14 protein-coding genes are annotated in these 19,118 nt (G+C 66.4%); 11 read left to right on the forward strand and 3 right to left on the reverse strand.

The window, feature by feature from the left end; genetic code table 11:
* Positions 1-85 precede the first annotated feature (85 nt).
* Positions 86-787 carry a pirin family protein gene (locus tag AC3ANW_RS16090; RefSeq protein WP_488341853.1) on the reverse strand — a complete coding sequence of 234 codons (702 nt, stop codon included), beginning with the start codon at positions 785-787 and terminating at the stop codon, positions 86-88.
* Between the two features lie 110 nt (positions 788-897).
* On the opposite strand from AC3ANW_RS16090, the gene AC3ANW_RS16095 reads away from it, so the two are divergent.
* The 5 genes from AC3ANW_RS16095 (at position 898) to AC3ANW_RS16115 (ending at position 8,879) form a co-directional block, all read left to right on the forward strand.
* Positions 898-1,815, forward strand: a complete 918-nt coding sequence (locus tag AC3ANW_RS16095) for a LysR family transcriptional regulator (protein ID WP_488341854.1) — start codon at positions 898-900, stop codon at positions 1,813-1,815.
* Between the two features lie 142 nt (positions 1,816-1,957).
* Positions 1,958-4,147 (forward strand): TonB-dependent receptor, encoded by a 2,190-nt coding sequence (locus AC3ANW_RS16100; protein ID WP_488341855.1) that lies wholly within the window; start codon positions 1,958-1,960, stop codon positions 4,145-4,147.
* Between the two features lie 135 nt (positions 4,148-4,282).
* Complete coding sequence (locus tag AC3ANW_RS16105) at positions 4,283-6,463, forward strand: TonB-dependent receptor (protein ID WP_488345443.1); 2,181 nt, start codon at positions 4,283-4,285, stop codon at positions 6,461-6,463.
* Positions 6,464-6,485: 22 nt separating this feature from the next.
* Positions 6,486-7,718 carry a PepSY-associated TM helix domain-containing protein gene (locus tag AC3ANW_RS16110; RefSeq protein ID WP_488341856.1) on the forward strand — a complete coding sequence of 411 codons (1,233 nt, stop codon included), beginning with the start codon at positions 6,486-6,488 and terminating at the stop codon, positions 7,716-7,718.
* A gap of 66 nt (positions 7,719-7,784) precedes the next feature.
* A complete protein-coding gene (locus AC3ANW_RS16115; protein WP_488341857.1) occupies positions 7,785-8,879 on the forward strand; it encodes a LacI family DNA-binding transcriptional regulator in 1,095 nt (364 codons plus the stop codon).
* Positions 8,880-8,899: 20 nt separating this feature from the next.
* Here AC3ANW_RS16115 and AC3ANW_RS16120 read toward each other — a convergent pair whose 3' ends face one another.
* Together AC3ANW_RS16120 and AC3ANW_RS16125 are read right to left on the reverse strand one after the other, a co-directional pair.
* Positions 8,900-9,109 (reverse strand): hypothetical protein, encoded by a 210-nt coding sequence (locus AC3ANW_RS16120; RefSeq protein ID WP_488341858.1) that lies wholly within the window; start codon positions 9,107-9,109, stop codon positions 8,900-8,902.
* 103 nt (positions 9,110-9,212) lie between these two features.
* Positions 9,213-11,528 carry a DEAD/DEAH box helicase gene (locus AC3ANW_RS16125; protein WP_488341859.1) on the reverse strand — a complete coding sequence of 772 codons (2,316 nt, stop codon included), beginning with the start codon at positions 11,526-11,528 and terminating at the stop codon, positions 9,213-9,215.
* Positions 11,529-11,577: 49 nt separating this feature from the next.
* Between AC3ANW_RS16125 and AC3ANW_RS16130 the strand changes: the two genes are divergently transcribed.
* The 6 genes from AC3ANW_RS16130 (at position 11,578) to AC3ANW_RS16155 (ending at position 19,115) form a co-directional block, all read left to right on the forward strand.
* The gene (locus tag AC3ANW_RS16130; protein ID WP_488341860.1) at positions 11,578-12,429 is read left to right on the forward strand and encodes a thymidylate synthase; all 852 of its coding nucleotides are present in this window, start codon (positions 11,578-11,580) and stop codon (positions 12,427-12,429) included.
* A gap of 1 nt (position 12,430) precedes the next feature.
* Positions 12,431-12,928, forward strand: coding sequence for a dihydrofolate reductase (locus AC3ANW_RS16135; RefSeq protein WP_488341861.1), 498 nt, complete (start codon positions 12,431-12,433; stop codon positions 12,926-12,928).
* 192 nt (positions 12,929-13,120) lie between these two features.
* Positions 13,121-14,881, forward strand: coding sequence for a type III secretion system outer membrane ring subunit SctC (sctC, locus tag AC3ANW_RS16140; protein WP_488341862.1), 1,761 nt, complete (start codon positions 13,121-13,123; stop codon positions 14,879-14,881).
* A 119-nt stretch (positions 14,882-15,000) separates the two neighbouring features.
* The gene (locus tag AC3ANW_RS16145; RefSeq protein WP_488341863.1) at positions 15,001-16,050 is read left to right on the forward strand and encodes a DUF1521 domain-containing protein; all 1,050 of its coding nucleotides are present in this window, start codon (positions 15,001-15,003) and stop codon (positions 16,048-16,050) included.
* Positions 16,051-16,080: 30 nt separating this feature from the next.
* The gene (locus AC3ANW_RS16150) at positions 16,081-17,151 is read left to right on the forward strand and encodes an EscU/YscU/HrcU family type III secretion system export apparatus switch protein (RefSeq protein WP_488341864.1); all 1,071 of its coding nucleotides are present in this window, start codon (positions 16,081-16,083) and stop codon (positions 17,149-17,151) included.
* Entirely contained in the window at positions 17,148-19,115 is a 1,968-nt protein-coding gene (locus AC3ANW_RS16155) for an FHIPEP family type III secretion protein (protein ID WP_488341865.1), read from the forward strand. The genes AC3ANW_RS16150 and AC3ANW_RS16155 overlap by 4 nt, the downstream gene beginning before the upstream one ends.
* Positions 19,116-19,118 lie beyond the last annotated feature (3 nt).

Raw genomic sequence — 19,118 nt, forward strand, 5'->3', positions numbered from 1 at the left:
TGCAAGAAAAGCTGCGGCAGTGGCGACCTTATGGGACACCCGCTGCCGCCGGATAGACGATTTGCGCTGTTTTCGAAAGATCGCCTCAGGCCGCCGAATCGACCAGGATCAGTTCCGCATCCGATAACGCGGTGACGGTGAAACTTTCCTCGTCGCGGATCGCGGCGCCGTCGCGCGCCTGGTAGGTCACGCCGCCGATATCCACCTCGCCGCTGGCCGGAACCAGGTAGGCCCGACGGTGCCGGCCCAGCAGGTAGGTGGCGCTTTCACCGGCCTTCAGCGTGGCGCCCAACACCCGGGCATTGCTGCGGATCGGCAGTGCTTCGTCGTCGCCCGGCAGGCCGCTGGCCAGCGCCACGAAACGGCCCGAACGGTCCCCCTTGGGGAAAGGCTTGGCACCCCACGACGGCGGCTGGCCGCGACCGTCCGGAATGATCCAGATCTGGAAGATCTTCGTCGTGCCCGGTTCCTGGTTGTATTCGGAGTGGCGGATGCCGGTGCCGGCGCTCATCACCTGAACATCGCCGGCTTCGGTACGTCCCCTGTTGCCCAGGTTGTCCTGGTGGGTGATGGCGCCTTCGCGGACGTAGGTGATGATTTCCATGTCGGCATGGGCATGCGGCGGGAAACCGGTGCCGGCGGCGATGGTGTCATCGTTCCATACCCGCAGGGCTCCCCAGCCCATGCGTGCCGGATCGTGATAGCCGGCGAATGAAAAGTGGTGCTTGGCATCGAGCCAGCCGTGGTTGGCACCGCCGAGTCCGGCAAAGGGGCGACGTTCGATCATGGTGTTTCTCCTGCGTTGTCTGTTGCGATGGAGTGACTTTAGGATTCCATGATCAATAAGAGAATAGAAGCAATGGAACATCATCCATTCCAAAAATTACACATCAGAAAATGAATCGACTGCCAGATCTCGAAGCCTGGGCCATCTTTGCCAAGGTGGCCGAAACCGGTTCATTCGCCAAGGCGGCCGCAGAACTGGGCGTGTCGCAGCCCACCGTATCGAAAGCGCTCACCCGGCTGGAGACAAGGCTCAGGACCACACTGTTCCACCGCACCTCGCGGCGCATGTCGCTTACCGCCAGCGGGCAGGCCTCGCTGGAGCGGGCAGCACGCATCCTGAGCGAGGGCGAGGCGGTAGAGGCGGAGGTGACCGAGCAGTCCAAGACGCTGCGCGGCACCATCCGCATCGCCGCACCGATGTCCTTCGGCATATCGCACCTGGCGCCCGCCCTGCCCGCCTTCATGGCGCTGCATCCCGAAGTGACGCTCGACCTGCACTACAGCGACGAGCAGATCGACGTGGTCGCCCAGGGTTTTGACATGGCCCTGCGCATCAGCAATCTGCCCGATTCCAGCCTGCTGGCACGCCGGCTGTGCACGGTGCGGCTGATGCTGGTCGGGTCGCCGGAATATTTCGAACGGCACGGCCGGCCGCAGCATCCGCGCGAGCTGGCCGGCCACCGAGCGCTGCGCTACACCCAGAGCCGTTCGGGCGAGGCCTGGAAATTCCAGCACCGCAGCAAGGGTGAGTTTTCGCAGGTGGTCAAACCTGTTCTGATGGCCAACAACGCCGAGGCCCTGGTGCCCGCCCTCAAGGCCGGGCTGGGCCTGGCGATGCAGCCCGAGTTCCTGGTATGGGACGACCTGCGTTCGGGTGCGGTCGAGGCAGCGCTGACGGAGTGGCAGACGCCGCCCATCGCCCTGCACATCGTCAGCCCGCCAGGCCGGGCCAAGCCGGCGCGGGTGCAGGCGCTGGTGCAATACCTGGCGGAGCATTTTGCGCAGGTGCCCTGGGCGGCGAGCGCTTGAAGCGCAGATACCAGCCGGATACCTTGGTATCGGTATCCACTCCTTTCGCACGGAAATAGTCAAGCAAACAACGGGTGCAACTTTAAAATGCAACAGGTTCTCATTTGCATTCGTCGTCTAAAAATCCGCGAAAACACCGGTCATGTCCATCTTCCGCCCCGCCCTTTCGCCCATCACCGCCGCGGTGCTGCTGGCCCTGTCTTCCGCCGCAGCCACCGCGCAGACCTCCGGCACAGATACCACCACCCTCAAGACGGTCACCGTCAACGCCAGCGCCGACGCATCCGCCGAGGGCCTGAGCAAACCCTATGCCGGCGGCCAGGTGGCGCGCGGCGCACGTGCCGGCATCCTCGGCACGCAGGACTACATGGACACGCCCTTCGCGGCGACCAGCTATACCAACGAACTCATCCAGAACCAGCAGGCCCGCAGCGTTGCCGACGTGCTGAAGAACGATCCGTCGGTGCGTGTCGCGCGCGGTTTCGGCAACTTCCAGGAGTCATATTTCATCCGCGGCTTTCTGCTGAGTTCGGACGAGATCGCCTACAACGGCCTGTACAGCCTGCTGCCCCGCCAGTACGTGGCGGCCGAATTGTTCGAACGGGTCGAGGTGTTGCGCGGCGCCAGCAACTTCCTGACCGGCGCGGCACCCGGCGGTGGCGGCATCGGCGGCAGCATCAACCTGCTGCCTAAACGTGCGCTCGACGAAGACATGAGCCAGGTGACCGTCAGCGGCGCCAGCGGCAGCCAGAAACACATCGCGGCCGACATCTCGCGTCGTTTCGGGCCGGACAATTCGACCGGCATCCGCCTGAACGCGGTGCACCGCGAAGGCGGCACCGGTGTGGACCGCGAACAGGCCAAGGTCGACGTGCTGGCACTCGGGCTGGACTGGCGCGGCCGCGACCTGCGCCTGTCGGCAGACGTGGGTTACCAGGACAACAAGCTGTCCGGCACCCGCACCAACGTGACCATGGCCGCTGCCGTGACCAGCGTGCCGACCGCCCCGAACAACACCAGCAACTGGGCCCAGCCCTGGTCCTTCTCCAACGAACGCGACGCCTTCGGCACCCTGCGCGCGGAATACGACTTCAGCCCGGGCGTCACCGGCTGGGCAGCCTACGGCGGCCGGCGCAGCACCGAGTCGAACACCCTCGCCAACCTGACCGTGACCAACGGCAGCACCGGCGCGGGCACCACCTATCGCGCCAGCAATTACCGCAAGGACCAGGTCGACAGCGCCGAAGCCGGCCTTCGCGCCAGGTTGCAGACCGGCCCGGTCGGCCACACCCTGGTGGCGGCGGCTTCCACCTACCGGCTGGATTCGCGGAACGCCTATGCCTGGAGCACCACCGGTGGTCTGGCGACCAACCTTTTCAACCCGGTGGACCGCAGCCTGCCGACGACCAACGCCACTGTCGGTGGTGTGTTGAGCGCTCCACTCACCACCATCCGCAATCAGTTCGACAGCTTCGCCGTCGGCGACACGTTGTCTTTCCTGGACGACACCGTGCTGGCCACGGTCGGCGTGCGCCACCAGAACATCCACACCCAGGGCTTCAACTACAACACAGGCGCGATGTCCGCCGAATACGACAAGTCGCACAACTCGCCGGTGGTCGGCGCGGTGTGGAAGGTCCGCAAGGACGTGTCGGTGTACGCCAACGCCATCGAGAGCCTGAGCGCGGCCACCACGGCTCCCGGCACCGCCGTGAACGTCGGCCAGCTGTTCTCGCCGTATGTCTCGAAGCAGAAAGAGATCGGTGCCAAGTACGACGGCGGCACCATCGGCGCCGGCATCGCCTACTTCACGACCAAGAAGCCCAGCGGTTACCTCGATCCGACCAGCAAGGTCTACAGCGTGGCCGGCGAAGACAAACACCAGGGCGTCGAACTGACCGCCTTCGGTACGCCGATGCGCGGCCTGAAGGTGCTGGGCGGCATCACCTTCCTGCGTGCCGAACAGATCAGCAGCGCTGGCGGCGCGACGAACGGCAACAAGGTCATCGGCGTTCCGGATGCACAAGCCAACGTCGGCGTCGAATGGGCGGTGCCGGGCGTCAACGGCCTGGCGGTCGACAGCCAGTTCATCACCACCGGCCGGTTCTATGCCGACGCGGCCAACAAGCTTCGTGTGCCGGGCTGGACGCGCCTGGACGCCGGCCTGCGCTACACCACCGAAGTGGGCGGTCGGGTGCTCACCCTGCGCGGCCGGATCAACAACTTGACCGACCGCAACTACTGGGCATCGGCGGGCGGTTCGTCGGGCTCCGGGTACCTGGTGCTGGGTGCCCCTCGCACGGCGGTGATCAGTGCGACGGTCGATTTTTAAGGGTTTACCCTTGCTCGCGGTTCGAGAGGACCGCGAGTACCCCGGGTTTCGGCATTAAAACAACGACGCGACTTCTAAAATGAAACAAGTTCTCATTTGCATTCATTTCGTAAAGTCACAACAACCACCATGTCCATGCGCCGTCCCGCCCTCACTCCTCTCGCCGCCGCTGCGCTGCTGACCCTCGCCGCAGCCGGCGTCTCGGCCCAGACAGCCGACACCGGTACAACGCTCAAGACGGTGACCGTCAACGCCAGCGCAGACGCCTCGGCCGAGGGCCTGGCCAAACCATTCGCCGGCGGCCAGGTGGCTCGGGGCGGTCGTGTAGGCATCCTGGGCAACCAGGACATCATGGACACTGCGTTTTCCACCACCAACTACACCAACGAACTCATCCTGGACCAGCAGGCCCAGAGCATCGGCGATGTGTTGCTGAACGACGCCTCCGTGCGCCAGGCACGCGGTTTCGGCAATTTCCAGCAAACCTTTTTCATCCGCGGGTTCACTGTCTTTTCGGACGACATTGCCTACAACGGCCTCTACGGACTGGTACCGCGCCAGTACATGGCGACCGAATTCGTCGAGCGAGTCGAACTCTTCCGTGGCGCAAACACCTTCCTGAGCGGCGCAGGCGCTGGCTCGGTGGCCGGCGGCGGTATCGGCGGCCTGATCAACGTGGTGCCCAAGCGCGCCGGCAATGAAGACCTGAACCGCATCACCGTGGGCGGCCAGACCGGCGGCCAGGGTTACGCCGCAGCCGACATTTCCCGCCGCTTCGGCCCGGACCAGGCAACCGGCATTCGCCTGAACCTGGCTCGCCGCGACGGCGGCACCGGTGTGGACAACGAAAAACAGCAGATGACCGCCGCATCCGTCGGCATCGACTGGCGCAGCCGCGACGTACGCCTGTCGGCAGACCTCGGCTACCAGGAACACAAGCTGAGCCAGCCGCGCCCGTCGGTGACGCCGGGCTTCGGCCTGGCGATTCCGGCCGCTCCCGACGCCAGCCGCAACTTTGCCCAGCCCTGGACCTACTCCAACGACAAGGACGTGTTCGGCACGGTGCGCGGCGAATACGACATCAACGACAACTGGACCGCCTGGGCTGCGGGCGGGGTGCGCCACGGTCGTGAGAACAATGCGCTGGCCAGCGTCACCACGACCGACAGCGTCGGCGGCATCAGCGCCTACCGTTTCGACAACACCCGCCGCAACGAAATCCTCACCGGTGAAATCGGTCTGCGCGGCAAACTGGTGACGGGCGAGGTCAAACACACGCTGACCGTGTCGGCTTCGGCTTTCGATTCGAAGGAAAAGAACGCCTACGCGTTTTCCAACTTCGCCGGCGTTGCCAACAATCTGTACACGCCCTTCGCAGTCGCTTCCCCGGCGACCAACTTCTTCACCGGCGGCGTGCTCGGCAGCCCGCGTGAAGTCGAGCGCATCAAGACCCAGAGCTTCGCTGTCGCCGACACCCTGTCGCTGCTGCAGGACCGCCTGCTGCTCACCGTAGGCGCCCGCTACCAGACCATCGAAGATACCAATTTCGACTACAACACCGGCGCGCAACTCAACACCTACGACAAGAGTCGCACCACCCCGGTGGCTGGCGTGGTGTTCAAGATTCGCCCCGACGTCTCGGTCTACGCCAACTACATCGAAGGCCTGGTCAAGGGCGACACCGCCAGCGGCACCGGCATCGTGAATCCCGGCCAGATCTTCTCGCCCTACGTGTCCAAGCAGAAGGAGATCGGTGTCAAGTACGACGGCGGCAACATCGGTGCCAGCGTGGCCTTCTTCTCGACCGACAAACCGAGCGCCTACGTGGTCAACAACGTCTACGGCGTGTTCGGCAAGCAGCGCAACCAGGGCGTGGAATTCGCCGCCTTCGGCCAGCCGGTGCGGGGCCTGCGCGTGCTGGGCGGCCTGACCCTGCTCGACGCCACGCAACGCCGTTCGGCCGGCGGCCTGACCGACGGCAAGGACGTCATCGGCGTGCCGAACGAACAAGCCAACCTGGGCGTGGACTGGGACGTGCCCGGCGTGCGGGGCCTGGCACTGAACGGCCGTGTCATCCATACCGGCAGGGAATACGCCGATGCGGCCAACACACAGGCGGTGCCGAGCTGGACCCGTGTCGACATCGGGGCGCGCTACCTGACCGAATTCAACGGCAAGGCCCTCACCCTGCGCGCCCGCGTGGACAACGTGGGCGACAAGCGCTACTGGTCCTCGGTCGGCGGCTATCCGGGCGCTGGTTACCTCGTCGTGGGTGCTCCGCGCATCTTCAGCCTGACCGCGTCGGTCGACTTCTGAGCGTCGCCGGGAACACAGGCCGATGCGGGCGCTCTTCACCACCGTCCACCGCTGGCTCGGCCTTTTCATCGCGCTGTTCCTGATCGTGGCCGGCCTCACCGGCGCGGTCACGTCCTGGGACCACGAACTGGATGAATGGCTCAACGCCGACATCCTCACCACCGACAGCCGCGGCCCCGGTCGCGATCCGCTCGAACTGGCGCGGACCGTCGAGTCCGCCGATCCTCGCGTGCGGGTCGACTACCTCACGCTGGCCTACGAGGAAGGCCACACCATGGGCTTTTTCGTCAGCCCGCGCACCGACGCCGCCACCGGCAAACCCTTTGTGCTCGACCACAACTGGGTGTATGTGGACGCCGTCACCGGCCGCATCGTCGGCCAGCGTGACTCCACCTCGGTCTCGCTGTCGCGCCGCAGCCTGATGCCCTTCCTGCGCGATGTGCACACCAGCCTGCACGCACCCGCCTTCTGGGGCAGCGACCGCTGGGGTTTCTGGCTGATGGGCACGGTCGCGCTGGTGTGGCTGTTCGACAGCTTCGTGGCGATGTACCTCACCTGGCCGCGCCGCCTCAGGCCGCCGTCGAAAAACTCGACGGCCCCCCATCGCCCGCCGGCCGGCTGGCTGAAACGATGGCGGCCGGCCTGGACGGTCCGCTGGGCGGCCGGCGGCTACAAACTCAACTTCGACCTGCACAGGGCGGGCGGCCTGTGGGTCTGGCTGGTGATCCTGGTGCTGGCCTTCACCTCGTTCTCGCTGAACCTGCGGCGCGAAGTCTTCTTTCCGCTGATGTCGCTGGTTACCAGAACCACTCCGGGCCCTTATGAAACCCTGCCCATGGCCAGGCCGGGCGAGGCACCGCAACCGCGCATCGGTTTTGCCGAGGCCCTGAAGATCGGCGGCGACGAAGCCGTGCGGCGTGGATTCGAATCCCCCCCGGGCGGCCTGTACTACGACGCGCCCTTCGGTTTCTACAACGTGTCTTTCTTCCCGCCGGGTGGCGACGACGCCAACGGCGGCATGGGCCTGGCCAATCTCTATGTGGACGCTCGCGACGGCCGCATCCTGGGCGAAAACGTGCCCTGGAAGGGAACTGTCGCCGATGTCTTCGCCCAGCTTCAGTTCCCGCTGCATTCCGGCCGCATCCTGGGCCTGCCGGGCCGCATATTGATGTCCGCCATGGGACTGATGGTGGCCATGCTTTCGGTCACCGGCATCGTCATCTGGCGCCGCAAGACGAAAGCACGCACCCACTGACTTGCTCTCCTAGAATCGCCGCCAGCCGGACCTGCCGGAACCCCATGCGATTCAAGGAGACATTTTTTGACCCAACCGCAAGACGATGGCACGCCGGAAAAAACCGGCGACCGAGCTGTTCCGGGCACGCCGCCCAAACCGCGCCGCCCGCGCCGCGGATCCGGCCGGGCCACCCTGGTCGATGTGGCGCTGGCCGCGAAAGTCTCCACCCAGACGGTTTCGCGAGTCATCAACGCACCGGCCCAGGTGCCGGCGTCCACGGTGGCTGTCGTGCGCGAGGCCATCGACAAGGTGGGTTACGTGCCCAACCTGCTGGCGGGCGGGCTGGCTTCCGGCCGCAGCCGGCTGGTGGCGGCATTGGTGCCGGCCATCAGCGGGCCGGTGTTCAGCCAGACCGTCGACGCACTGAGCCAGACCCTGGGCCGGCGCGGTTACCAGCTGATGCTGGGCGAAAGCGGTTATGAAGAGCCGGACGAGGACACCGTCCTGCAGAACCTGATCAGCCGCCGGCCGGACGGCATCATCCTGACCCGCATCGTGCAGTCCGAACCGGCGCGTACGCGGCTGGCGGCATCGGGTGTGCCGGTGGTCGAAACCTGGGACCTGACCGACCGGCCGGTCGACATGCTGATCGGGTTCTCGCATGAAGGCGTGGGTTTGGCGGTGGCCGATTTCTTCGCATCGCGCAGGTTCCGGCATGCCGGCCTGCTGACCGGCGAAGATCCGCGGGCCTTGCGGCGGGGTCTTGCCTTCACCGAACGTCTGCGCCGACACGGTTTGCTCTCGCCAGGCCGCGAGGTGCCCACCATAAGGTTTTCGGCACATGCGCCGCTGGGGGCGGGGCGGCGGGCATTGCGGGAGTTGCTGGCTGCGTATCCGCAGACGGATGCGGTGTTCTGCAGCACCGACATGGTGGCGCTGGGCGCCTTGATCGAAGCGCGCGAAATGGGACTTTCGGTTCCCGGACAACTGGCTGTCGTCGGCTTCGGGGACCTGGCTTTCTCGGCGGATACCGCGCCCGCATTGACGACGGTGCGGATCGACGGTGCCGGCATAGGCGCGCAGGCCGCCGACTGGATCATGAGGAGAGCCGAAGGGGGTCCGGTTCCCGATGCCCTGCGGGACATCGGGTTCGAGATCATCGTGAGACAGAGCGCCTGATCAGGGGCGCATGAAACCGGCTACAGCGTGATGCTGCCCGCGGCGACGTAATCGTCGAACTGTTGGCGGGGCATCGCCGTCAGGCCGACCACCCCGTCGGCCTGCTCCCAGCTGACGGTGGCGCTGTCGGGCGCCAGGTCCACCTCGATGCGGCCCTTGGGAATCTCCAGGGGCGTGCCGTCTCCCGGCATGTAGGTGACGTGGCCGGTAACGGTGGCGAATTGCGACATGGTGGCTCCTCTTTTCGAATGTGTTTCCAGTGTGCCCGGCGCTCGCACGCGGACGTGTACGGATTGGAAACGAAATCCGTGCCGGCGCTGTATCAAGCCATGTTCACGCAAGCGGCGCCAGCAGCCCGTCGATCTCGGCCAGCCCGAACTTCACCGCGCCTTCCACATCGTTACCCAGCATGCCGGCGGCCAGAGCCGCCTTGCGCGCCTGCAACTCCCGCATGCGTTCCTCGATGCTGCCTTCGGCGATGAAACGATAGACCCACACCGTCCGGGTCTGCCCGATGCGGTGAGCACGCGCAGTCGCCTGTTCTTCCACCGCCGGATTCCACCAGGGATCGAGATGGATCACCACGTCTGCCGCCGTCAGGTTCAGGCCGGTGCCGCCGGCTTTCAGGCTGGCCAGCAACACCGGCACTTCGCCGGCCTGGAAACGTGCCACCAAGGGCCCACGGTCGGCAGGCGGTGTATCGCCGGTCAACGCCAGCCAGGGTAGCGGCGCGGGCAGTGCCGACAAGGCATCGCCGGCCAGCTTCAGCAACGCGGTGAATTGCGAGAACACCAGCACCTGCCGGCCTTCCTCGACCAGCGCCGGCAGCATCTCGCACAACCGGTCCAGCTTGGCGTGTTCCATGCCGGGCACGGTCGCGGTGTCGCGCAGCAACCGCGGGTCGCAACACACCTGGCGCAGTTTCAGCAAGGCATCCAGCACCTGGATCTGCGCGCCCGCGAAACCGGTCCGCTGCAGCACCCGCCGCACCTGTTTGTCCGCGGCCACCCGCACGCTTTCGTACAGCACCCGCTGGTGGCCCAGCAAGGGCACACGTTCGATGGTTTCCACCCGCGGCGGCAGCTCGGGTGCCACGTCCTGCTTGCGTCGCCGCAGGATGAAGGGACGCACCCGGCGCGCCAGTAGTTCCGCCCGCGCGGTCTCGCCGCCGACCTCGATCGGCTTCTTCCACAGCCGTTGGAAACTGCGGGTGTCGCCCAGGAACCCCGGCAGCAGGAAGTCGAACTGCGACCACAGCTCGCCGAGGTGGTTTTCCAGCGGCGTGCCGGTGATGCACAGGCGGTGGCGGGCATTCAGCCGGCGCATGGCGCGCGCGGCCCGGCCGGTGGCGTCCTTGGTGACCTGCGCCTCGTCCAGCATCAGCAGATGCCAGGGCTGGGGCCGCAGCCAGTCGAGGTCGCGCCAGGCCAGCGGGTAGGTAGTGATGACCAGGTCGAAAGCCGGCATGTCCTTGAACCGGTCGCGCCGGTCCGCACCCTGCAGCACCAGCACGCTCAGGGCAGGCGCCACCCGCTGCGCCTCGGCCAGCCAGTTGAAGACCAGCGAGGTCGGCACCACCACCAGCGACGGCCGGTCGGCGCGGCCCTGCTGTTTTTCCAGCAGCAGATGGGCCAGCACCTGTGCCGTCTTGCCCAGGCCCATGTCGTCGGCCAGGATGCCGGCCAGGTCATGGGCACGCAGGTATTGCAGCCAGGCCAGGCCTTCGCGCTGATAGCCGCGCAAGGTCACGCCCAGGCCGCCTGGCGGCTCGACCGCCGGCGGCGCGCCCGCACGGGTCAGTCGCCCGGCCAGCTCGCCGATGCCTTCGGCGCCTGCCAGCGCCCAGGCTCCGGACGGCCCCGCGCGCGACGACTGGCTGCTGGCGAGCGACCGGCGCAGCGCTTCCACCCGGTCGGCGTCCCATGACGACAGGCGCAGCGGCCCGGCGGCCCGGCGCGGGTCGGTCAGCAGATCCAGCATGGCCGCCACGATGGCCTTGAGCGGCGCGGCCTGGGCCTCGATGCGCCTGCCGCCGGGCATGCGCAGCCTGACCGGTTCGTCGTCGGCGATCCCGGCCAGCGCTTGGGCATCGCGCCAGCGGGCCTCGCGTTTCAGCAGGTCGGCCAGCAGCGGCGCCAGGTCCAGCGATTCGCCTTCGACGTCGACGCCCAGCGACAGCAGCCAAGAACCTTCGCGGCGATTGAGCGACAGCCCGCCGGAGGTGACGGCCGGTGCACCGTCGGCCTGTTCGCCGGCCAGCAGCAGTCGCCATCCGCCGACCGGCACCGGCCGGTGGGCGAAACCCGGCATCACGGTGACGGCCCAGCCCTTGTCGCGCAAGGTAGGCACACGGTCGGCGTAGAAGTCGCCGAAGTCGTCTTCGCGCTGCAGGGTCCAGATGCGTGGAGAGACATCCACCAGCGCTTCCGCCTCCGCCTGTTCCCCGCGCCATTGCAGGCGGTCCCGGGGCACCGCATGAAAACCCAGAGCGGCGAACGCCGCTTCCTGGCCGGGCACCGTGGTCCATGCCAGCGTCACCCGGTCGCCGCGCGCCGCCAGGCCGGGCGAAGGCGACATGCCCAGCAGGCCGTCGCCGCGTGAGAAGGTTCGCAGGAAAAGGGTCGGTTGCAGAGCGGCTGGCGATGACATTGGCAGCGATTGTCGCGGGCCTTCGAAGGGCTTTTAAAATCAGCCCGCCATGCCCAACACCACACACTCATCCGCCCGCCCAGTCCGTACCCAGTACGAGGACTTCGTCCGCCATGTCCTGGCCAACGGCGTGCAGAAAGCCGACCGCACCGGCACCGGCACCACCAGCGTGTTCGGCTACCAGATGCGTTTCGACCTGGCCGAGGGATTCCCGCTGGTGACCACCAAGAAGGTGCACCTGCGGTCCATCATCCAGGAGCTGCTGTGGTTCCTTACCGGTTCTTCGAGCAACCACTGGCTGAAGGAGCGCAATGTCAGCATCTGGGACGAATGGGCGCGCGAAGACGGCGAACTGGGCCCCATCTACGGCGTGCAGTGGCGCAGCTGGCCCACGCCGGACGGCGGCCACATCGACCAGATCGCGCAGGTGATCGACACGCTGAAGAAGAACCCCGATTCGCGCCGCATCATCGTCAGCGCCTGGAACGTGGCCGAACTCGACCAGATGGCGCTCATGCCCTGCCATGCGTTCTTCCAGTTCTACGTCGCGCCCGCTACGCTAGCCGGCGGCCGCGGCAAGCTCAGCTGCCAGCTCTACCAGCGCAGCGCCGACATCTTTTTGGGCGTGCCCTTCAACATCGCCAGCTACGCCCTGCTGACCCACATGGTGGCGCAGCAATGCGACCTGGACGTCGGCGACTTCATCTGGACCGGCGGCGACTGCCACATCTATGCCAACCACCAGGAACAGGTGGCCGAACAACTGTCCCGCGCGCCGTTCCCCTACCCGGTATTGAAGATCCACCGCAGGCCGGATTCCATCTTCGACTACGAATTCGAGGACTTCGGCGTCGAGGACTACCAGAGCCATGCTGCGATCAAGGCACCGGTCGCGGTCTGAGATGGCGTCACGTGTGCACCTGATCTTCGCCCGCGCCGCCAACGGCGTGATCGGCCGCGACAACGCCCTGCCCTGGCACCTGCCGGAAGACATGGCGCATTTTCGTGAACTCACCCGCGGCTGCCCGGTGATCATGGGACGCAAGACCTGGGACTCGTTGCCGGAACGTTTCCGGCCCTTGCCCGGCCGGCGCAACATTGTCGTCACCCGCCAGGCGGACTGGTCCGCGGCAGGTGCCGAGCGCGCCGACGGGCTGCCCGCGGCGCTCGCTCTCTGCGCCGAAGCGGCCGACGTCTGGGTCATCGGCGGCGCGCAGATCTACGCCGAAGCCCTGCCCTTCGCCCACAGCGCCGAAGTCACCGAAATCCACCGCGAATTCACCGGCGACGCCTGGGCGCCGTCACTCGACACGGCCGCCTGGCAAGAGGCGCGCCGTGTCGACGCGACCGCAGCCGACGGGCTGGCCTACAGTTTCGTGCAATACCTCAGGAACACCTGAAATCGCCCGAATCCGGCTGACATCCACACCGCCTGTCAGCGGCCGGTTTCGTCTTTTCCAGCCTGCCTTCGCCTGTTTTTTCGTCATTTCGGGCGTCGGTCGATCGTTTCGCTTTCACGCGGTTGCGTGACCGCGGGCCTTGGCCTACTGCAGTGAACGCCTCATGGGAGTGAGCGCTGCAATGGAGGCACGATGTTCGACGGCACAACCAGGCAGGCCTGGATCACCTGGATCACCACATTCGTCCTGGGCCTGAGCCTGGGTCTGGCTGGGGCGAACGCGCACGCGATGCCGGTCAAGTGGCTCAGCGCCAACGTCAAGTACGTCGTCAATGGCAAGCCGCTGAAAGACGTGTTGCGCGACTTCGGTGCCAGCCAGGGGATGGTCGTGACGGTAGGTGCCGACGTGGAAGGCACCGTGGTAGGCACGTTCGACCTGACACCTCGTCAGTTCATCGACCTGCTGGCACTTTCCTACGGGTTCACCTACTACTACAACGGCGCAGTGCTGCATTTCTCGGCATCGCAGGGCATGCGCAGCACGCTCATCCGCCTGAACCTGGCGTCCGTCCAGTCCCTGCGCGAAACCCTGGACCGGCTGAACGTGAGCGACCCGCGGTTTCCCATCGTCTACGACCTGGGGGCCAACACCGCACTGGTGGCAGGCCCGCAGGAATATGTGGACGTGATCCGCGAAGTGGCGGTGCAGCTGGAGAAACGCACCCAGATCGGCGGCCGCTCCGTCACCAGGGTCTTTCCGCTGCGTTTCGCCTGGGCCGCCGACCGCATGACCGGCAAGGGCGAGGTGATGCAGGGCCTGGCATCGGTGATGCAGGCCTTGTATGGATCCGCCGGCAATCCGGCGGGTGGTGCGGGTGCCGCCGCGCTCAGCGCCCACAACGACCGCATGAACGCACTGGTCGGGCTTGACGGCGGAACCCCGTCCATGGCACCTGAACTGGGCGCGGCCCAGTCCGGCTCGGCGGTGGATACCGGAACCATGAGCCTGCGCAGGAGCCTGAACCTGGAACCGCGAGCGGTTTCATCGCCGATCGGCAACGGCAGCCGGCAGGGCGGCCGGTCGACCAATTTCGTCACCACGCCTCCGTTCGGGAAATCATCGTCCGGCGACACCGGCTCGGCGCTGGACGGAGAACGTCGCCAGGACGAGAACCTGCCGGTGATCATGGCCGACAGCGCCGGCAACAACGTCATCGTGCGCGACCTGCCTGAACGCATGCCGGCCTACCAGGCCCTGATTGCCAGCCTCGACACCCAGCCGCGCATGGTCGAGATCGCGGTGCAGATCCTCGACATATCCGAGAACGCGCTGGCCGAGGTCGGCGTCGACTGGAACCTGCGCGGAAATCGCCTCGATGCACGCAGCGGCACGCCGCCCGCCCGTTCGGACGGCGGAGTGCTGACGGCCGTGCTGGGGCATTCCGGCCGGGCGCTGCTTGCGCGCATCGCGGCGCTCGAAAAAACCGGCCAGGCCCGCGTCAGCTCGCGGCCCAAGGTGGCCACGCTCAACAACGTCGCGGCGGTGATGAGCAGCGAGAGGACCTTCTATGTGAAGGTGCCGGGTTACCAGAGCTCTTCGCTGTTCAACGTGTCCGCCGGGCTCGACATGAAGGTCACCCCGATGGCGACGATGGGCCCGCAGGGTTACCGCATCCGGCTCGACGTGCAGGTGCAGGACGGCCAGATATCGACCAGCGAAACCGTGGGCGACCTGCCGGTCGTCACCCGCAGCCAGATCGGCACCCAGGCCTTCGTGCGACAGGACGAAAGCCTGCTGCTGGCCGGTTATGCGGTGGAGAGTTCCGGCAGGAACCAGGCCGGCATACCGGTGCTGTCCGACTTGCCCATGATCGGCGCGATCTTTCGCCAGCGTTCGCGGGAAACGGTACGCACCGAGCGGCTCTTTCTGGTGACGCCCCGGGTGCTGGACTGATGTCCGCATGCACCTGCCCTCGGCCCTGGCCCGGAAAGGGGGTGCCGCTCTCCGATCGATGAACACAGCCCCGATCCCGCCGCAGATTCAATTCATCCAGACACTTACACCGAGGTCCCATGTTCCAACCAAACCCCACCGGATTCATGCCCAGCGTCGGCTATTCCACCCAACAGCCGCTCGACGGAGCCGACCGATTCTTCTCGCACATGCAGCGGCAGGCCCACGCCTGCCCGTGGAAGAACTATTCGAATTTCTTCGCCCAGAACCAGCAGCAGATCGCAGCCCGCTGCCGGGGTCGCAACCCCCATGACTATCGCACCGACCAGCAAGGTTGCCGGTGGGAAAACCGGTCACCCGCGCAGACGCAGATCCGAGACCAGAGCCCGACCAGCACCACCATCCAGGCAGGCAGGAACAAGATCACCGTCAACAAGGCCGACTCGTCCGTACGGATCCAGAACGCGGACGGCACCGAACAGAACGTCGACCTGAAGTTCTGGGGCGACCCGCACGTCGACCAGAACGGACGCGAACTGGGCACCATGAAAAAAGACGTGATGCTCACGCTCAAGGACGGCACCCAGGTCAGCCTGCTGATGGGCGACGGCAAGGGGGGCAAACCGCAGCCGGGCGTGGCCGACTATGTCGACAGCGCCGCCATCCGTTCACCCGACGGCACCGGCGCGCTGGTGACCGGCATCAGCGGCCCCGGCGATCTGGGCGTGACGCCGTTGGATTCGAGCCTGTCGTCCGAATTCATGGCGGGCCAGGCCATGAACCGGTTCGGCCAGTACGACCCCAGCGAGGTCGCCGTGGACCGCAACGGCAACATGATCGACCAGGGCAACGGCCAGGTGATCCACGACCAGAACGGCCTGAACCGGCTCGACCAGCAACAGGGCAGGCGCGCCGCGGCGCAGGCGCTTTGGAACCGGGGTTACGTGCCGGCCGAGATGGCCCGCGAATCCGACCGGCCGCTGCAGCATTACACGCCGGACATGCAGCAAGCCTGTCTGGGCGAGATCCAGAACATGCTCCAGCAATACCTGCAGATGGCGCAGCAGATGCCGGGCATGGCCGGCATGTTCAGCATGTCGTTCGCACGTTACGGCGCGCAGGAATTCCAGGGCATGGGCCTGGCGATGCCGGCCGGCATGCTGGCCTGACGCGGGCTGCCGCACCTTCCCCGGTAAGCCATGTCCGACGAAAAAAAGCTACCCCCCACGCCGAAGAAGCTGCTTGATGCCCGCGAGGACGGCGAGTCGATCACCAGCACGGACGTCGCCTCTGCCGGTGTGGTGGCGGCGGCGGCGGGTGCGTTGTGGCTTTCGGCGGGTTTCATGATGGACCGGTTGACGCGGCTCTTCGCCATGGTGTGGCAGCACCTGCCGCGGGCCGACGAGCCGGCCGGCCCGCTGCTGCTCGCCATGGGCGGCGAACTGCTGCTGCTGTCCCTGCCGTTTTCCTTGGCCACCCTGCTCGGCGCGGTGCTGGCGCTGATGCTGCAGGGCTCCATGACCATGTCGGCAAAGCCCGTCATGCTGAAACTGGACGCGGTGAGTCCGGCCGCCGGCCTGAAGAAGATCTTCGGCATGAAGGCCGCGATGGAAGCAGGGACCATGACACTCAAGGGCCTGGTGCTGTTCGGCCTGCTCTTCAGCAGCGGACGCGACCTGCTGCCACTGCTGGTGGGCGCCACCGGTCGTTCGCCCGCGCTGCTGGGCGTGATGATGTGGGAGCTGCTGATGCGGCTGCTTTTCATCGCGGTAGGTTTGTTCGTGGTGTTCGCGCTGATCGACTACGGCATACAACGATTCATCTTCATGCGTGAACACCGCATGAGCGAAGACGAGGTCAAGCGCGAAAACAAGGAGCAGAACGGCAACCCCGAAGTGAAACAGGTGCGCCGGGAACTGGCCCAGGAACTGCTGAACGAGGATCCCGCGGCAGGGGTCGCGAAGGCCCGACTGGTCGTCGCCAACCCGACCCACTTCGCGGTGGCCATCGGCTACCAGCGCGGCGGCGTGCCTCAGGTGCTGGCCAAGGGCCACGACGCCACCGCACTGGCCATACGCGCCGAAGCCGAACGGCTGGACGTGCCGGTCATCGTCAATCCGGCGCTGGCCCGCACGCTCTACAAGGTGGCGCTGGGTGCGGCCATTCCGCGCGAGTGCTACCAGGTCGTCGGCCTGATGCTGCACTGGGTGGAACAACTGAAGGTCGACGCCGAAACCCGGCGCCGGCAGACGCGCCAGGAAACACCGTGACACCGCGCAAACCCGCCCGCACGCGCCGGCCCTTCGGCGGCGAACTGGCCACCGCCGGCCTGGTGATCGCCATCATCGGCCTGATGATCCTGCCGCTTCCGCCACCGCTGATCGACGCGCTGCTGGCGGTCAACATCACGCTGAGCGTGCTGCTGCTGATGTCGGCCCTGTATGCGCCGTCGGCCGTGTCGCTTTCATCCTTTCCGTCGCTGCTGCTGTTCACCACATTGCTGCGGCTGTCGCTCAACATCGCCGCCACCAAGGCGATCCTGCTGCACGGTGACGCCGGCCACATCATCCAGAGCTTCGGCGAACTGGTGGTCGGCGGCAACCTGCTGGTGGGCATGACGGTGTTCGTCATCATCGCGGCGGTGCAGTTCATCGTCATCGCCAAGGGCTCCGAACGGGCTTCCGAAGTCAGCGCCCGGTTTGCCCTGGACGGCCTGCCCGGCCAGCAGATGAGCATCGACGCCGAGCTGCGCGCCGGCTCCATGACGGCCGACGAGGCACGCCGCAAACGCGCCATGCTGGCCATGGAAAGCAAGCTGCACGGCAGCATGGACGGCGCCATGAAGTTCGTGAAGGGCGATGCGATCGCCGCGCTGGTCATCACCATCATCAACATATGCGCGGGCATCACCATCGGGGTGACTTACCACGACCTGGCGATGGGCGCGGCGGCACAGAAATATTCGGTGCTGTCGATCGGCGACGCGATGGTGTCGCAGATTCCCTCGCTGCTCATCTCTGTCGCCGCCGGCGTGCTGACCACCCGGGTGCTCGACACCCGCACCACCAAACGCGAATCGCTGGGGACGGAAGTGGTCCGGCAACTGGGCGGCAACGCACCCGCGCTCTATATGTCGAGCCTGTTGTTGCTGGGTTTTGCGGCGGTGCCGGGCTTTCCGTACGGCCTGTTCCTGGCGGCGGCGGCGGGCCTGGCGCTTTCTGCCTGGCGACTGCAGCGCGCCGCGAAGGGCGGTGACGACGAAAGCGCCGAATCCGGCGAGGCCAGCGACGGTAGGCGCATGCCTTCGCTGCGGGCATATGGCGCCAAGGGAGAGGCACCCAGCATGACCGAGATCGCACCCGCGTTTGCCAGCCCGCTGGGCCTGCGCCTTGCCGAAATTCTGGCCGCACGCATCGCACCGGCGGCACTCGACCAGGCTTTCCGCGATGCCAGGGCCGCCCTCGAGGAGGAATATGGAATTCCGTTTCCCGGCATGGCGGTGTGGTCGAGCCCGCTGGTCGCCGACCGGGGCTACGACGTGCTGGTGCAGGACGTCCCCATGGCCGGAGGGCCGTTGCCGCCGGCCGACGCCATCGACCTGGAAGCAATGCTGGCACGGGAATCTGTCGCCGTCCTCGCGCGCAATGCCCATTTGTTCGTCGGCATCCAGGAAACCCAGTGGCTGTTCGACAAGCTCAACGTCGACTATCCGGGTCTGGTGACCGAGGTGCAGAAGGTCTTGCCGCTGCAGCGGGTGGCCGACGTGCTGCGGCGCCTGCTCGAAGAGCAGGTGCCCATCCGCAACCTGCGCACGATCCTGGAGAGCCTGGTGTATTGGGGACCGAAGGAAAAGGACGTCCTGGTGCTGACCGAATACGTGCGCGGCGACCTCGGCCGGATGATCGCCTGGCGGGCCGGCCACGGCGGCGGCAAGCTGGGGGCGCTGTTCCTGCAGCCCGAACTGGAACAGCTGATCCGGCAAGGCATCAAGCCGACACCGACCGGAAACTTCCTGACGCTGCCGCCCGAGCAGGTGACCAGCACCGTGGATGCCATCATGCTGATCAGCGGCACCGAGGCCCGGCCGGACGTGGCCATCGTCACCGCGATGGACATCCGGCGTTATGTGCGTCGCATGATTCAGCAGCGCCTGCCGTGGCTGCAGGTGTATTCGTTCCACGAGCTCGGCGACCACCTGCAACTGGTGTCGGTCGGCGAAGCGCGGCTGGTTTGAGAT

Source organism: Xylophilus sp. PBN-3R, assembly GCF_057747805.1.

What these genes read in the sequence shown, in the direction of transcription:
- AC3ANW_RS16090 (WP_488341853.1), bottom strand. Translation starts at nt 787, where the DNA reads ATGATCGAACGTCGCCCCTTTGCCGGACTCGGCGGTGCCAACCACGGC.
- AC3ANW_RS16095 (WP_488341854.1), top strand. Translation starts at nt 898, where the DNA reads ATGAATCGACTGCCAGATCTCGAAGCCTGGGCCATCTTTGCCAAGGTG.
- AC3ANW_RS16100 (WP_488341855.1), top strand. Translation starts at nt 1,958, where the DNA reads ATGTCCATCTTCCGCCCCGCCCTTTCGCCCATCACCGCCGCGGTGCTG.
- AC3ANW_RS16105 (WP_488345443.1), top strand. Translation starts at nt 4,283, where the DNA reads ATGCGCCGTCCCGCCCTCACTCCTCTCGCCGCCGCTGCGCTGCTGACC.
- AC3ANW_RS16110 (WP_488341856.1), top strand. Translation starts at nt 6,486, where the DNA reads ATGCGGGCGCTCTTCACCACCGTCCACCGCTGGCTCGGCCTTTTCATC.
- AC3ANW_RS16120 (WP_488341858.1), bottom strand. Translation starts at nt 9,109, where the DNA reads ATGTCGCAATTCGCCACCGTTACCGGCCACGTCACCTACATGCCGGGA.
- AC3ANW_RS16125 (WP_488341859.1), bottom strand. Translation starts at nt 11,528, where the DNA reads ATGTCATCGCCAGCCGCTCTGCAACCGACCCTTTTCCTGCGAACCTTC.
- AC3ANW_RS16130 (WP_488341860.1), top strand. Translation starts at nt 11,578, where the DNA reads ATGCCCAACACCACACACTCATCCGCCCGCCCAGTCCGTACCCAGTAC.
- AC3ANW_RS16135 (WP_488341861.1), top strand. Translation starts at nt 12,431, where the DNA reads ATGGCGTCACGTGTGCACCTGATCTTCGCCCGCGCCGCCAACGGCGTG.
- sctC (WP_488341862.1), top strand. Translation starts at nt 13,121, where the DNA reads ATGTTCGACGGCACAACCAGGCAGGCCTGGATCACCTGGATCACCACA.
- AC3ANW_RS16145 (WP_488341863.1), top strand. Translation starts at nt 15,001, where the DNA reads ATGTTCCAACCAAACCCCACCGGATTCATGCCCAGCGTCGGCTATTCC.
- AC3ANW_RS16150 (WP_488341864.1), top strand. Translation starts at nt 16,081, where the DNA reads ATGTCCGACGAAAAAAAGCTACCCCCCACGCCGAAGAAGCTGCTTGAT.